The 13,899-nt window shown below is 39.4% G+C and carries 13 protein-coding genes, 1 tRNA gene and 1 riboswitch; of the genes, 8 read left to right on the forward strand and 6 right to left on the reverse strand.

From position 1 onward, the window contains the following. Positions 1–51 precede the first annotated feature (51 nt). The 3 genes from ACMX3D_RS15800 (at position 52) to ACMX3D_RS15810 (ending at position 2,436) form a co-directional block, all read left to right on the forward strand. Positions 52–1,020 carry a glycosyltransferase family 2 protein gene (locus ACMX3D_RS15800; RefSeq protein WP_482752348.1) on the forward strand — a complete coding sequence of 323 codons (969 nt, stop codon included), beginning with the start codon at positions 52–54 and terminating at the stop codon, positions 1,018–1,020. Positions 1,021–1,292: 272 nt separating this feature from the next. Continuing rightward, the gene (locus tag ACMX3D_RS15805; RefSeq protein ID WP_482746847.1) at positions 1,293–1,754 is read left to right on the forward strand and encodes a DUF2214 family protein; all 462 of its coding nucleotides are present in this window, start codon (positions 1,293–1,295) and stop codon (positions 1,752–1,754) included. 391 nt (positions 1,755–2,145) lie between these two features. Beyond that, a complete protein-coding gene (locus ACMX3D_RS15810) occupies positions 2,146–2,436 on the forward strand; it encodes an HNH endonuclease (RefSeq protein WP_482746848.1) in 291 nt (96 codons plus the stop codon). Positions 2,437–2,550: 114 nt separating this feature from the next. Here ACMX3D_RS15810 and ACMX3D_RS15815 read toward each other — a convergent pair whose 3' ends face one another. The 3 genes from ACMX3D_RS15815 to cobG all read right to left on the reverse strand — a co-directional run bounded on the left by ACMX3D_RS15815 (position 2,551) and on the right by cobG (position 5,443). Further along, complete coding sequence (locus tag ACMX3D_RS15815; RefSeq protein WP_482746849.1) at positions 2,551–3,255, reverse strand: precorrin-2 C(20)-methyltransferase; 705 nt, start codon at positions 3,253–3,255, stop codon at positions 2,551–2,553. Between the two features lie 2 nt (positions 3,256–3,257). Continuing rightward, positions 3,258–3,884, reverse strand: a complete 627-nt coding sequence (locus tag ACMX3D_RS15820; protein WP_482746850.1) for a precorrin-8X methylmutase — start codon at positions 3,882–3,884, stop codon at positions 3,258–3,260. A 2-nt stretch (positions 3,885–3,886) separates the two neighbouring features. Continuing rightward, entirely contained in the window at positions 3,887–5,443 is a 1,557-nt protein-coding gene (cobG, locus tag ACMX3D_RS15825; protein ID WP_482746851.1) for a precorrin-3B synthase, read from the reverse strand. Then, positions 5,430–5,513, reverse strand: a riboswitch (adenosylcobalamin-variant (AdoCbl-variant) riboswitch). It overlaps the preceding gene by 14 nt. Positions 5,514–5,749: 236 nt before the next feature. Here cobG and ACMX3D_RS15830 point away from each other — a divergent pair. The 3 genes from ACMX3D_RS15830 (at position 5,750) to ACMX3D_RS15840 (ending at position 9,507) form a co-directional block, all read left to right on the forward strand. Continuing rightward, a complete protein-coding gene (locus ACMX3D_RS15830; protein WP_482746852.1) occupies positions 5,750–7,438 on the forward strand; it encodes a DUF262 domain-containing protein in 1,689 nt (562 codons plus the stop codon). A 311-nt stretch (positions 7,439–7,749) separates the two neighbouring features. Beyond that, positions 7,750–8,580, forward strand: a complete 831-nt coding sequence (locus ACMX3D_RS15835) for a metallophosphoesterase (protein ID WP_482746853.1) — start codon at positions 7,750–7,752, stop codon at positions 8,578–8,580. A gap of 87 nt (positions 8,581–8,667) precedes the next feature. Then, complete coding sequence (locus tag ACMX3D_RS15840) at positions 8,668–9,507, forward strand: metallophosphoesterase (protein ID WP_482746854.1); 840 nt, start codon at positions 8,668–8,670, stop codon at positions 9,505–9,507. A 546-nt stretch (positions 9,508–10,053) separates the two neighbouring features. Here ACMX3D_RS15840 and ACMX3D_RS15845 read toward each other — a convergent pair. Then, positions 10,054–10,728, reverse strand: coding sequence for a hypothetical protein (locus tag ACMX3D_RS15845; protein ID WP_482746855.1), 675 nt, complete (start codon positions 10,726–10,728; stop codon positions 10,054–10,056). Positions 10,729–11,058: 330 nt separating this feature from the next. Here ACMX3D_RS15845 and ACMX3D_RS15850 point away from each other — a divergent pair, with 330 nt between their 5' ends. Together ACMX3D_RS15850 and ACMX3D_RS15855 are read left to right on the forward strand one after the other, a co-directional pair. Continuing rightward, positions 11,059–12,144 carry a tocopherol cyclase family protein gene (locus tag ACMX3D_RS15850; protein WP_482752349.1) on the forward strand — a complete coding sequence of 362 codons (1,086 nt, stop codon included), beginning with the start codon at positions 11,059–11,061 and terminating at the stop codon, positions 12,142–12,144. Between the two features lie 32 nt (positions 12,145–12,176). Next, a tRNA-Arg gene (locus tag ACMX3D_RS15855) sits at positions 12,177–12,250 on the forward strand. 200 nt (positions 12,251–12,450) lie between these two features. On the opposite strand, the gene ACMX3D_RS15860 is transcribed toward ACMX3D_RS15855, so the two are convergent. Together ACMX3D_RS15860 and ACMX3D_RS15865 are read right to left on the reverse strand one after the other, a co-directional pair. Then, a complete protein-coding gene (locus ACMX3D_RS15860) occupies positions 12,451–12,918 on the reverse strand; it encodes a hypothetical protein (protein ID WP_482746856.1) in 468 nt (155 codons plus the stop codon). A gap of 192 nt (positions 12,919–13,110) precedes the next feature. Then, positions 13,111–13,683, reverse strand: coding sequence for a Uma2 family endonuclease (locus tag ACMX3D_RS15865; protein ID WP_482746857.1), 573 nt, complete (start codon positions 13,681–13,683; stop codon positions 13,111–13,113). Between the last annotated feature and the right edge of the window lie 216 nt (positions 13,684–13,899).

Consider the following 13,899-nt stretch of genomic DNA (forward strand, 5'->3'; position numbering starts at 1 on the left):
TTGGGATTGGGAATAATAATGAGTAATCCTATTGCCAAAATCCAAAATTTTATGAATTATCAGCCAGTTGACACAACCACCACCACCAAATTTTTACCAATGGTGTCGGTGGTTGTTCCTATTTATAATGCCGAGGTAGATTTACCAGCTTTAATTGGTTGTTTGTCGGCGCAAACCTACCCAAAAGACCGAGTAGAATACTTGTTGGTGGACAATAACAGTAGCGATCGCACCCTCACCTTACTCCAAGAAGCTGCGGCAAATTCTACCATCACAATTCGGGCTTTGAGCGAAAATCAAATTCAAAGTTCCTACGCAGCACGTAACACGGGAATTCGCACTGCTACAGGCGAAATTGTCGCTTTTACTGATGCTGATTGTCATCCCCAACCTGATTGGCTAGAATCACTCATCCAGCCTTTTATTAATTCAGAAGTAGTGATTGTAGCTGGCGAAATTACAGCATTACCTGGCAACAGTTTACTAGAACAATACGCAGAACTCCAAGAAATCTTATCGCAAAAGCATACTCTGGCTCATCCCTTTTGTGCTTACGGACAAACTGCAAATTTAGCAATTCGCCGTATTGCTTTAGAAAAAGTCGGCTTATTTCGTCCTTACTTGACTACTGGTGGTGATGCAGATATGTGCTGGCGAATTTTGCAACAAAATCTTGGGCGTTTAGAGTTTGCATCCTACGCAACTGTGCAGCATCATCATCGTTCTACACTTAAAGAACTTGCTAGTCAATGGCGACGCTATGGGCGGTCAAATCGCTATTTACACGAATTGCATGGTATAGAACTTATGCCAGAAATTACACTTCTAGAACATGGGCATCGGTTGGGACGTTGGCTATTTAAGGAATTACCTAAGAATATAGTGAAGGTGATCGCAGGTAAAGCTAGTCTTGTAGATTTATTGAATACTCCTATTACTGTATTTGTGATTCAAGCTCGTGTTGCTGGGCAGAAAAATGCTAAGTTACCAGAAAATGCCAAGATAATTGCTTGGTTGTAACAATGAGATTGAAATTTACCCAATTCTTTAATAATAAAGTTCTTAGAGGATGGATTTCGTACTGTGTAAAAACTAATAATTATCTACATTCGATTATCATGAGTTTCATTTGATAACAGTAGCCAGAGCCGTCTCCGCTTAAGTCTTTGTAGTCAATGAAAATATGAATTATTAGGCACTTTTTGGCTAGTTGTCTTAATGCTAGTTTTGGCTGGATGGTGTGAGTCTGCACCTCAAATCAATATCAGAACAGCAAACTAGCAAAAACTAATATGTGGATAAGTAGCATAGTTGAGTATTTGCATTATTTAAGCTTAATGTTGTGTTTTGGCGCTCTGGTGTTAGAAGCATTCACCTTAAAAAAAGAGTTGAGTCTGAGTGAAGCTTGGAAAATTGTCATTGCTGATGCAGTATATGGCATATCAGCAACTGCTATTCTGATCACAGGAATTTTACGTGTTATCTACTTTGGTAAAGGTACGGTTTACTATTTGAATAATCCAATTTTCTACGCTAAAGTGATGCTTTTTCTGAGCGTAGGTTTTTTGTCTATTTATCCGACAATTTCTTTTATTAGTTGGTTGAAAAATTTCCAACGTGGGGAAGCACCTCAACTGGAAATACGAAAACTAAATCGTCTAATCTGGCTAATTAGGATTGAACTTGTTGGTTTTACCTTGATTCCTTTATTGGCAACAATCATGGCAACAGGAATAAGTACAGACTTAGGCTAAATTAATTTAGAAGTAATAGACCTCTTGCATAAATCTTTATTTGTCTCGCGCAAAGGCAAGGCAGCGCGTTGGGCGGGTTCCCCGACTTGAAGCGACTGCCGCGCAAAGACGCAAAGAAAAGCTCGCAAATAGGTACTTTTGCGAGAGGTCTAATATTCTGATTGGACTGAACTGACACAGCTAATTTTTTACAATATTAGAAATTATATCTGCGTTTATCTGCGATTAATTCCATTCAAATCTATTGGATGATTTTAGTTGTATCAGTCCACAAAAGTCATTTTATTTTTACTTTATAATTAACCTCTCCAGCCGGACAAGCACAAGGCGATCGCGTGTCGAATTTGTTTAATAATAGTTATCCTATTAAATAGGATTTGAGCGAAATAATGTGTCTAAAAACCAATACCAGCAATGTGAACTTTGCCAAAGAGAGATGGAGCATTTAACTGTCCATCACTTAGTTCCGCGACAAAATACCAAACGTAAAAAGCAAGATCCAGGGCCAACAGCAAATATCTGTTCTGCCTGCCATCGTCAGATTCATGCTTTATTTGATAACAAACAACTTGCTATTGAACTTAATACTCTAGAAAAACTAACGAATAACCCGCAAATGCAAAAATTCCTGGCGTGGGTTAAAAAACAAAACCCTGATAAGCGAATTGCGGTTCATCGCTAAACAATATAGCGAAGTGCTGAGTGCTGAGAGGATAACTGAAAACTTTTTAGTGTTGTATTTAAGTAATTCCCACATTAGAGTCTTTCTTATCTGATATTGACTGTTACTTCATCTTTACAGACGATTTTTACTAGGTATGACAATCATTGCAAAATAAGGTACTTCGGCTGGATTAACTTCATCTAAGGGAACAATTCGTTGCTGTGTCATTGTTGCGCGTTCAATATATAATGCCCGTGATGCTAGTCCTAATTGATGCAAAATATTCCGCACTTTTGTAAAATGGCGGCCTAGTTTCATAATTGCGGCTGCATCGGTAGCTAGTAGTTGTGTTATCAGTTCTTCGGCTGGTAGGGGGGCGGGTAGAACGGTGAGAATATCGTTGTAGTAGGTGAATGGTACACCTAAAGCTACTGGACAAGCCATTAAAGAGGAAACACCAGGAACAACTTCTGTATGGTAATGCCCAGATAAGCGTGTGAATACATACATGAATGAACCGTAGAAAAACGGGTCGCCTTCACACAGCACGACTACATCGCGTCCCGCTGCCAGATGTTGGGCAATAGGTTCAACTTCCTGGTCGTAAATCGCCTTGGCTTTTTCTGGTTCTAAGGCGCGGGGTAGATGAAAGGCGACTTCAATTTGCTTGCCAGTTAAATATTGAGAAACGATCGCCCGCGCTATACTCTCTTTATCTGTTGCTGATTGATAGGCAATTACAGGTGCAGTTTGCAATAACCGCAGTGCTTTCAACGTCAACAGTTCTGGGTCGCCAGGGCCTACACCAACTCCATACAGACGGCCTTTGGTTGTCATAATTATTCTTCCTCCGTTGCCAAGGCGTTAACTGCGGCGGCGGCGATCGCACTTCCACCCCGCCGACCATGTAATGTCATAAATGGTACATTCCGGCTATCTGCGGCTAAGGCGGCTTTTGATTCGGCTGCACCCACAAATCCTACAGGGAAACCTAAAATTACCGCAGGTTTAGGCGCTCCTTCGTCCAACATTTCCAGTAACCTAAATAGTGCGGTGGGTGCATTACCAATGGCGACGACTGAGTTTTCTAAGTGCGATCGCCATAATTCTAAAGCTGCGGCTGACCTTGTATTACCTAATTTTTGGGCGAGTTCTGGTACTTCTGGATAGTTCAGGGTGCAGATCACTTCGTTGTTGGCAGGTAGTCGCCGCCTCGTGACACCTTCGGCTACCATCCGACAATCGCATAAAATTGGCGCACCATTTGTGAGTGCGGCGCGTGCCGATTGTACTGCTGTGGGTGAATATCCCAAGTCAGTGACAATATCCGTCATTCCACAGGCATGAATGAGCCGTACAGCAACTTTTGCTACATCTTGTGGCAGCACATCCAAGTTAGCTTCTGACCGAATGATAGCAAAAGAATTACGGTAGATTTCGTTAGCGTTTCGGATATATTCGGACATTTTCAATTACAAACCGCAGTTAAACCCTGATAAACTTCTAATGGCTGAGAAAATAACTCTTTTAGTTGGGTCTTCTCATATCGATTGACGAATTCCCCAAAGGATTCATCTTGATTAAGGCGATAAATTTTATACACCCTGAGCATTTGTTCGATAAGTGCAGGTAGTTCTGCAAAACTCACATATTGATAGATTTCTCGACCGAATTTTTCATGACTGTTACTATCGCCAACATAAATGTGATAACTTTCTATGTTGCGATCGCTCATACCTAGTAAAGTGATGTCACTGTTATGATGTTGAGCGCAAGATTTTTCACAGCCGCTAAAGTGAATGTTAATGGGGCGATCTAGCTTAACACGAGTTTCTAGATAATCGGCTAATGTCAACGCATCTGTTTTAGTATCTGTAGCAGAAGCCGCACAACCCCGTTTACCAGAACAAGCAATTAATGCACTTTTAATATTAGTGACTGTGGAATCTAATCCTAATTCAACTATTTCACGTTGAACATCAACAACCGACTCCTGGGGAATATCAGTGATGAGTAAATTTTGCCAAGGCGTGAGTCGGATATTCCCGCTACCATATTTTTCGGCTAAATTTCCCAAACGCCGCAACTGCTGACTTTCCAAGCGACCGAGAGGTAACACTACACCGACATAAAATAAATTTTCCTGTCGTTGGGGATGAACGCCAATATACCCAAAACATTCTTCTGTGTTTACTTGGGAAGGTTTCTGAATAAATTTTTCACAACGCGTCAAAGAAAAAGTTAACCGTTGTGCAACTTGCTGAAGATAATTTTCATATCCCAGACCATTTACAACTTCTCGCAAACGTGGCTTGCGGTTACTGTTAATATCAATATGATTTAAATAAACATCAGCTAAAGCTGCCAAAACGGATAAACATTGCCCTGGTGACAATACAATTCCTGTATCAATGGGTGGTTTTCCTTTTGTAATGCCTAGATGCAAGCGGAAGTAAACTTGAGTGTCTATTATCTCAGACGTAAACAGGATATCATTGAGGCGATCGCATACGGAAACTTTTCCTCCACCATCAAAGCAAACGCTAAACTTAGCCGATAGTCCTGATAGTTCAGGATGCGCTGCAATATAATCATCCCAGCTTTGAACTAAAAAGCGAGTATCGATTAATTCTTCTGGGTCGATACCTGCGGTTGGGCTAATCATAATATTACGGATGTGGTCTACAGCCGAATTGCGCGAACCCAAACCCAAATCTTGTAGCTGTTTTAAAACTTCGCTGTTGATACCCTGGCTAATTTCTCGAATTTGCAGGTTAGCGCGATTTGTGACATCGACATAGCCACCACCGTAATTATCTGCTATCTCTGCGATCGCCTGACATTGTTTACTATTAAGTATCCCACCAGGAATTCTCAAGCGAGATAAAATTCCATCTTGGGCAGAAGTAGCGTAAAATAAGCCTGGACAGGCAGTAAATCCCGAAAGCAAAGTCCTAACTCCTTCTCTGTGCGACGCAGAGAGTAGATAATCATTGTGTCTTCCTGACACACCCGGAGTTGGCATTCTGACTTGGGATTTCCCTTCACAGCTGCGGCACAGTCCCGGAATTTCACCGGAGTTTCCCAACTCCAAGCTTTAGTAATTTAGCATGAGACAGTCTTCAGAATCCTCTATGCTTCACATTTTTCATTAATGATTTATGAATAAACAGATCCCCGACTTCTTGAAGAAGTCAGGGATCTGAGGCTTGCAATTTTTGTCAATCAAATATGATTCTATAAACTGTACTGCTATCAAATATTGCCCTGCAAGTTGGGAAAACTATCTTTAGTGAAAGTGTAATCTACTACGCTCCTAAAGGATATACCAATGAGTACAGTTACAATTCAAGCTAATCAACTTCCTATTCATAGAGTATTTAGTGAAGATTTTATTTTTACTATTCCTCTATATCAGCGTCCCTATGCTTGGAAAATTGAACAAGCAGGAGAACTATTTGACGATTTAGTCAGTGCGTTGGGAGATAGCGAAGAGAAGATTGATGATATTAATCCATACTTTTTAGGCAGTATTGTACTTATTAAAGGAGATAAGCCAGATGCCGAAATAGTTGATGGGCAACAACGTCTAACAACACTAACTTTATTGATAGCTGCCCTACGGATGTTAGCACCTCAAGAAATTGCTGAAGAATTAACTACCTATCTATACCAAAAAGGTAAAGCAGTTGCTAGAATTCCTACTGTTTACCGTCTAACTTTGCGTGACAGAGATGCAGAATTTTTTAGAGAATATGTTCAAACAGAAGGTAACATTATTAATTTAAAAGAATTACATAATGGCAAGCTATCAGATAGCTGTAAAAATATTAAAGAGAATTTACTCTTTTTCGTAGAGCAGTTAAAGAATTTACAGCAACAAACGATTCTGCGCCTGAGTCAATTTATTATTACTCGGTGTTTTTTGGTAGTAGTATCAACTCCTGATATTGACTCAGCATATCGAATATTCTCTGTTATGAATAATCGAGGGATGGATTTGTCTCATGCTGATATTTTAAAAGCAGATATTATAGGCAAAATAGCCCCAGAACAACAAGATAAATATAGTAAAAAGTGGGAAGATGCTGAAGAAAAACTAGGACGTGATGTATTTAAAAGCCTTTTTTCTCATATTAGAATGATTCATGGTAAGTCAAAACCGCGTGAAGGTATACTTAAAGAATTTAATAAAGATGTTAAACCATCTCCGCTTCAATATCCTCAGCAGTTCATTGATAAAACTTTACTCCCTTTAGCTGAAGCTTTTTATGATATTAATCATCAAGTTTACGAGGGTAGCTCTTGGACAGATGAAATTAATATCTTGTTTCAGTGGTTACAATTTATTGATAATTCTGATTGGATACCTCCAGCTATTCTTTATTTATCGAAGAATTATCACAACCCTGAATTATTATTGCGATTCTTTTCAGATTTAGATAGGCTTGCTTCTGGTTTAATGATTCAACGGTCTAATGTCAATGAACGAATTGAACGTTATAGCAAGTTGCTAAATGCTATTGAAAATCAAGAAGATTTATATACGGACTGCTCACCGCTACAATTGAGCATTCACGAAAAAGAAAATATCATCAAAATATTGAATGGTGACTTTTATTTAGTTAAAAAAATTAGAACTTATGTTTTGTTGCGCTTAGATGCTGCACTCTCTGAAGGAAAAGCTGCATATAATTTCTCTAACATTACAATTGAGCATGTATTACCACAAAACCCATCTCCTGATAGTGATTGGTTTACGTGGTTTCCTAGTCAGGAAGAACGGGAAAAATATGTTCATCGTATAGGAAATTTAGTTCTGCTATCTTCTTATAAAAATAGTATGGCTCAAAACTATGATTTTGAAAAAAAGAAGCAGCAGTATTTTACAACTAAAAAAGGGATTTGTAATTTTGCGCTTACTACACAAGTGCTGATGGAGAAAGAATGGACACCGGAATTCATCGAAAAAAGGCAGAAACTTTTAATTGAGAAGTTGAAAAAAGTTTGGCGTTTATAATATTAAATTAGAATTGTGCGATCGCATCTGTATTATCCTGTCAATGAGCAAGCGATCGCACTTAGGTAAACTTTGCCAAAATTGTTTTTGTAAGCTTGTTCCGCCGTTGTGTCTATTCTCACTTTGCTATAAAAGATACTCCTAAATATATCGATTTATTTCAATAATTTTTATACTAACCACAGAGGCACAAAAACCCAGAGTTTAATTAACATTTATCAAGTTTCTAAAAAGTGTTTTACTTGCAACTTTCAAATAGCAGATTGTTAGTTAAACTTTAAAAGCTATTATTGAAATTTATTAAATCTATTATGTATTGGTTATTGTCTGGGCCGTTGACTGTAGAAAAATTAATGGTTAAGATTACGGGTTTACCTGCATCGTTACAAGGTAAGAAGTTGGTGCAGTTGTCAGATTTTCACTATGATGGTGTGGGTTTGTCTGATGAGATGTTAGAGGAAGCGATCGCACTTAGTAACGAAGTAAAACCAGACTTAGTATTATTAACAGGTGATTACGTTACAACTACTCCGCAACCAATTCACGAATTAGTTTCAAGACTGAAGCAATTGCAAACTCAGTCTGGTATTTATGCCATACTTGGTAATCACGATATATATTACAGACACTCAAAAACAGAAATTACTCATGCTTTAACTAACATTGGAGTGCGTGTTTTATGGAATGAAGTCGCCTATCCTTTTGGTAAAGAATTAGCACTAGTTGGACTTGCAGATCGTTATTCACGAGAATTTAATCCTGTCCCAGTGATGAATCAGCTAGACCCAAACATTCCCCGAATTGTCCTATCCCATAACCCTGACACGGCGGAAATGTTACAAGCATGGCGCGTAGATTTGCAGTTATCCGGTCATAGTCATGGTGGTCAAATAGTGCTTCCCGGTTTAGGGGTGATTGTAGGTTATCGTAAAAAAATGCTGGAACTAATACCTTACTCAATTCGGCGTTGCGTTCCATTTTTACGCAGACAAAAATTTGTTATCCATCATTGGGAATGGGCGCAAGGTTTACATCGCATAGGAAACAATCAGCTATATGTCAATCGTGGTTTAGGAACTTATTTCCCAGGAAGGCTATTTTGTCCGCCAGAAGTAACAGTTATTACCCTACAAAGAGAATAATTAGTTATTAAGTTTTTACAATTTCTTAAGCTTGATTTTGATATTTGATAAGCTGTAAACGCTGCTATGAGGAGTGTTTTTTGCACTATGCACTGGTTGTTTACGGGACGTTTAAGTGTAGATAAAATCACGGTTAAGATTGCCGAACTTCCACAATCTTTAGAAGGTACAACTTTAGTACAGTTATCAGATTTTCATTATGATGGGATGCGGCTATCAGAAGAAATGTTGCAAGAAGCGATCGCAGTTACTAATGAAGCAGAACCTGATTTAATTGTTTTAACTGGCGATTATGTAACTGATGATCCTAGCCCAATTCATCAACTTGTGATGCGACTTAAACATCTCCAAAGTCGCTGCGGTATTTATGCTGTACTCGGCAATCATGACATACACTACAATCACTCCCAAGCAGAAGTTACAAATGCTTTCGCTAGTATTGGAGTTCATGTTTTGTGGAATGAAATCGCCTATCCACTCGGAAAAGAATTACCAATAGTAGGTTTAGCTGATTATTGGTCGCGGGAGTTTAATCCTGTACCCGTTATGAAACAACTAGACCCTTTGACACCCCGCATAGTTTTATCTCATAACCCAGATACCGCCAAAATATTAGAACAGTGGCGAGTTGATTTACAGTTATCTGGTCATACACACGGGGGACACATTGTAATTCCTGGCTTTGGCCCTGCGGTTTTTTATTATAAAAAATTACTCAAACAACTCCCGAAAAAACTGCGGCGTTGGGTTCCATTTTTATTCGGTGATTGTTCAAAGGTAGTGAGATATTGGGAATGGGCGCAGGGATTTCACAAAGTAGCCAACAATCAGTTATATGTTAATCGTGGCTTAGGAACTTATCGACCAGGACGCTTTTTTTGCCCACCTGAAGTTACTGTGATTACTTTGATGAAGTGTGAAGTGTGAAGTATGAAACTTTAGTCTAACTTTGAGGAAGTGACACAAGGAATATCTACATCCTTAAAACTATTAACCGCCGAAGTTACGACCGATTAATGTTCAGTAACTTCAGGCGGCTGATTAAATATAAAAGTCGTTCGAGAAGATTGAAAAAACAGAAGAACTAACTCAAATAAGGTGGACAAATGCAATCGCTGTTCTCAGACTTCAGCATCCTTGATTCTAATAGGCAGGCATTTCTGGCTTTACGTTCAAAAACCTCCAACAAAATCAATAGACTTAAGGCGAAAACACTTCCAGAGGATGCGACAGTTGAGTTGCGATCGCGTAGATCTTAGAGCAGGAGGTACAGGCTCTAATTTCAAGTTTTTAACTTCACTTAAACTTAACCTTTCTGTACCTTGCTCTTAATCTAGCACGCTCTATTTTTGAATGGTATACCTGTTTACTAAAGTTGATTACCATTAATTTGTCGCAATACTAGGAAAAATTTTCTTAAGATTTTTCCATTACTTAGTTCCTTATTTATTAAGAGATATTGCAATGCAGGATTTATCGAGGGTTACTCTTATCTGTAGCAGTATCACCAGTATTAGAAGAACTGCTGTTTGGAGTTCTGTCAGAATCGCTTGACCCTTGCGGAACAGTGGTTTGAGAAGTATTACTTTTACTACCAGTCGCAGGAGTATCACCAGAACTATCTCTTTGAGGAGTAGTTTGGGTTCCAGATGTCGCAGGCTGTTGAGGCGGAACGTTAACGTTAATGTCTGGTGGGGAAGTTATAGTTACAGATGGAACTTGAGGTTGTGGAACTACAACAGGTACGTCTCTGGTTCTTTCAATAATCGTGGTTTGTTGTGGTTGAGGGCTAGGTGGCTCATTGTTAGGTGTGGGAACCAACACTGGTTGAACTTGGTTAACTTCAGCTTCTCTGGGCTGGTTAAAGTACCAGAATGCACCAACTATTAAACCAGCTAGAGAAGTGAGTAAGATTCCCAGTAGTAAACCACGAGACGCATTTTCATTGTCACGCGTAGCTAAATAATCTTGTTGGTAGTTACGCTCGATTTCTCGACCATTTACGTAACCATTTCTGTAAGAGTTGGGATTGTTGTTCACTGTCTCACTGCTACGTGTCACGTTAGTGTGAGTGTTACCGTAACTATCGGTGTAAGATTCTTGTCTTGTTTCGCTGTTATATCTTTCGCGATCGCCTGAATTTGTCATACTATTATTTACACTCCTAAACTCTGTGCTGGTAAAGCTAAAGCCTTAATACAAAAGAAATTGCAATACTAATCTGCAAAGAACTCAATAAATTTGGGTTCTTTTTTTTACTTAGCTTGTAATGATATTCAGCATACCCTCTGTAATTGCACAGATGGTTCTATCTAGAGTCGGGAGTTGATCATCTGCCAAAAGAGCGAGTATAGGGTAGATATATGCAGTTATTAGCTGATAACCGGAAATTTTAGCTGTCGCCTAAAAATGGTCAAATTTGCTGACAGGCGATCGCGCATACTAAAAAATAGCCAATTAGCAAGCATATCAATACTGATGTTTTCCTTGCCTGTAAATTCTCAAACACCACATAGCGGCTACCATTGGGATGGCAGTAGTCGTCGTTTTTTTGAAGGTTGGTATTACCGTGTAACTTTGCCAGACTGCGGACAAACCTTTGCTTTCATGTACTCTATTGAAGACCCCATTGGTGGTAAACCCCATAGCGGTGGTTCAGCCCAAGTTCTCGGCCCCAACGATGAGTATTTATGTCGGACTTTTCCCGATGTCGAAAAATTTTGGGCTAGTCGAGATGTCTTAGCTTTAGGACATTGGGGCAAAACGAACCTCAACACTCAACCTCTGTACCTCTTACCAGGAGAATTTGAACAGCACATTCAAGAAGGTTATCAAGCCACAGCTACCTTAAATCAGGGAATCATTCGTGATCCTGCGACTGGTTTTTATTGCCGTTGGTTGTATGAAATTCAGCCAGTATATGCTTGGGGAAATCACAATAGTCTTCAGCAATCAACTGCTGGCTGGCTGTCATTTTTACAGATTTTTGAACCCGGCTGGCAAATTTTAATGGCGCATGGTTTGGCTAGTGGCTGGATAGACTGGAATGGCAAAATCTATGAATTTACCAACGCGCCAGCCTACGGAGAAAAAAATTGGGGTGGGGCTTTTCCACAAAAATGGTTTTGGCTAAACTGTAACTGCTTTGACGGCGAACCTGACTTAGCATTAACGGCTGGTGGTGGTAGACGCGGTGTATTGTGGTGGATGGAATCTGTAGCGATGATTGGGGTGCATTATCAAGGCAAATTTTATGAATTTGTCCCCTGGAATTCGCAAGTACAATGGCAAATTCAACCTTGGGGCAGATGGCAAATGCAAGCTAGAAACCTACACTACGAGGTTGAGTTGACAGGAACCACCCATCTACCAGGTACACCCCTGCGTGCGCCGACCACAAATGGTTTAATGTTCTGTTGTCGGGATACCATGCAAGGAAATCTGAATTTGGAGTTGCGCAAAGTTAGTGACAAACAATCTCAAATCATCCTAAAATCGCATAGTTCTCTGTGTGGTTTAGAAATAGGCGGCGGTTCTTGGGACAATTCTTGGCAGTCTAGCTAAAACTACTGCTATTATATTTATGCCTTATAGTTGGGGCTGTAGCTCAGCTGGATAGAGCGAGCGCCTCCTAAGCGCTAGGTCGTGCGTTCGAGACGCACCAGTCCCGTTAGCCACTCGTCCCTGAAACCTTGAAAAGACAAGGGTTTCAGGGATTAATTTTTTGCCCTAGTAGCTGAAATATAGTACTAAAGCAGTATTTAAAATCACTTGAAGTATTGAAAATGAATTAATTATCAGTGGTTGACTAGTGTTGTTATCCCTGATAGATTGCGATCGCCAAAACTAAAACTTAAGATTATTCAGGTATTAACGCTTAAATTGTTCTCGCCATTCATCCAAACTGATGTATTTATTTTCAATCAAATCGAGAACTTCTACCACACCATTGGTACTAGAAACTCGAAACCAGTAAATTGTTGAATCATGGTCTGGTTGATTCTCAAATATGCGAACTGTATAGTAAGGTTCATTAAAGGTAGGAGAACCATCAACTACTGCACCTACTTTAATCCTGCCTTTAGACAGCCTTTCAATTTCCCTAGCTTTGCGTTGTACTTGTGGTAGCTTCCAGACTAAATTTAAGGCTGTTTTTTCATCTATTTCTTGCTTAAATTCAGCAACTTCCACAATATTAGCTGTATCTAACTGAAATAATGTTTGTGACTCGATTGATTCCTGTTTTAAATTAGAATCGGAATTTTGAGAAAAAGCAACTTGGCATCCCACACTCATCAATAAAGAAGCGATCGCAGGCAAGCAAATTAATGTTTTCATCGAACAATCCTTGAGTGTTATGCTTTTCTTTCACTTCATATCATCTATAGACTAGGGTAACAGTACTCAACTCATTATTGAGGCAATTAACCATTTCTTCTTATTACTCTTAATAATTCTGTATTGTATGCCCGACTTCTTTAATCAGCCAGGGATCAACTTCTTTACTAATAATTCATAACTAAAAAATGGTTACTTTAACGGGATTTTTGCCTGCTGAAATACTTGCTCAACCGTAAATTCCAGCCCTGGAAATAGGGAATCTTGAAGCACTTCATCTCCCATATATGTTTGTGGTGCTGCATCTGGGAAAAACACAGTAATACTTCTGGCTTTGCTGTCTACCACCCACACCCGCAAAACTTGTGCATCCAAATAATCTTTTGCTTTAGCCGCCATTTCGCCAAATGTTTGTCCTGGTGAAATTATTTCAATCACTAAATCTGGCGGAACAGGGCAAGCTTCGTCTTCATTCCAGTTAGCTGGTAAGCGCTGATAGGAAATGTATAAAACATCCGGTGTTGGAACCCAATCACGCCCTCGACGTTGTAAAGTAACAGACCATTCTGGGCAGACGATGCCCTGTTCTTTTTGCCATTGTTCGATTAACTCTAAAAAGACGTAAGTCAGCTTGGCGTGAAAAAACTTTGGTGACATTTTAGGAATAGCTTGACCATCCACAAGTTCATAAGTAGTATCTCCCTCACCTGGAGGAAGATGTAAGAACTCTTGCAAAGTTAATTGATTTTTGACTTGGGGAATCATAGCGTAAACCAGCTGTTAGCTAGTTTTAATTGTGATTAACTTTAAGCTGAAACCCTCTAATTCTATCGTTATTGCTAATAACAGTAAGCTAATCGTCATTTAAATTGCACTATTTTCATGGTGGTAAAAGCTGCAAACCCTCTCCCTTGCTCCCTACCCCCCCCTGCTGTATCAATATGCAAATTAAATGCTATTCAAAAAACGCACTTTCAGTTC

It is taken from the genome of Anabaena sp. TISTR 8404, assembly GCF_056847745.1.

What these genes read in the sequence shown, in the direction of transcription:
- ACMX3D_RS15805 (WP_482746847.1), top strand. Translation starts at nt 1,293, where the DNA reads ATGTGGATAAGTAGCATAGTTGAGTATTTGCATTATTTAAGCTTAATG.
- ACMX3D_RS15815 (WP_482746849.1), bottom strand. Translation starts at nt 3,255, where the DNA reads ATGACAACCAAAGGCCGTCTGTATGGAGTTGGTGTAGGCCCTGGCGAC.
- ACMX3D_RS15835 (WP_482746853.1), top strand. Translation starts at nt 7,750, where the DNA reads ATGTATTGGTTATTGTCTGGGCCGTTGACTGTAGAAAAATTAATGGTT.
- ACMX3D_RS15850 (WP_482752349.1), top strand. Translation starts at nt 11,059, where the DNA reads ATGTTTTCCTTGCCTGTAAATTCTCAAACACCACATAGCGGCTACCAT.
- ACMX3D_RS15830 (WP_482746852.1), top strand. Translation starts at nt 5,750, where the DNA reads ATGAGTACAGTTACAATTCAAGCTAATCAACTTCCTATTCATAGAGTA.
- ACMX3D_RS15845 (WP_482746855.1), bottom strand. Translation starts at nt 10,728, where the DNA reads ATGACAAATTCAGGCGATCGCGAAAGATATAACAGCGAAACAAGACAA.
- ACMX3D_RS15800 (WP_482752348.1), top strand. Translation starts at nt 52, where the DNA reads ATGAATTATCAGCCAGTTGACACAACCACCACCACCAAATTTTTACCA.
- ACMX3D_RS15865 (WP_482746857.1), bottom strand. Translation starts at nt 13,683, where the DNA reads ATGATTCCCCAAGTCAAAAATCAATTAACTTTGCAAGAGTTCTTACAT.
- ACMX3D_RS15860 (WP_482746856.1), bottom strand. Translation starts at nt 12,918, where the DNA reads ATGAAAACATTAATTTGCTTGCCTGCGATCGCTTCTTTATTGATGAGT.
- cobG (WP_482746851.1), bottom strand. Translation starts at nt 5,443, where the DNA reads ATGCCAACTCCGGGTGTGTCAGGAAGACACAATGATTATCTACTCTCT.
- ACMX3D_RS15840 (WP_482746854.1), top strand. Translation starts at nt 8,668, where the DNA reads ATGCACTGGTTGTTTACGGGACGTTTAAGTGTAGATAAAATCACGGTT.
- ACMX3D_RS15820 (WP_482746850.1), bottom strand. Translation starts at nt 3,884, where the DNA reads ATGTCCGAATATATCCGAAACGCTAACGAAATCTACCGTAATTCTTTT.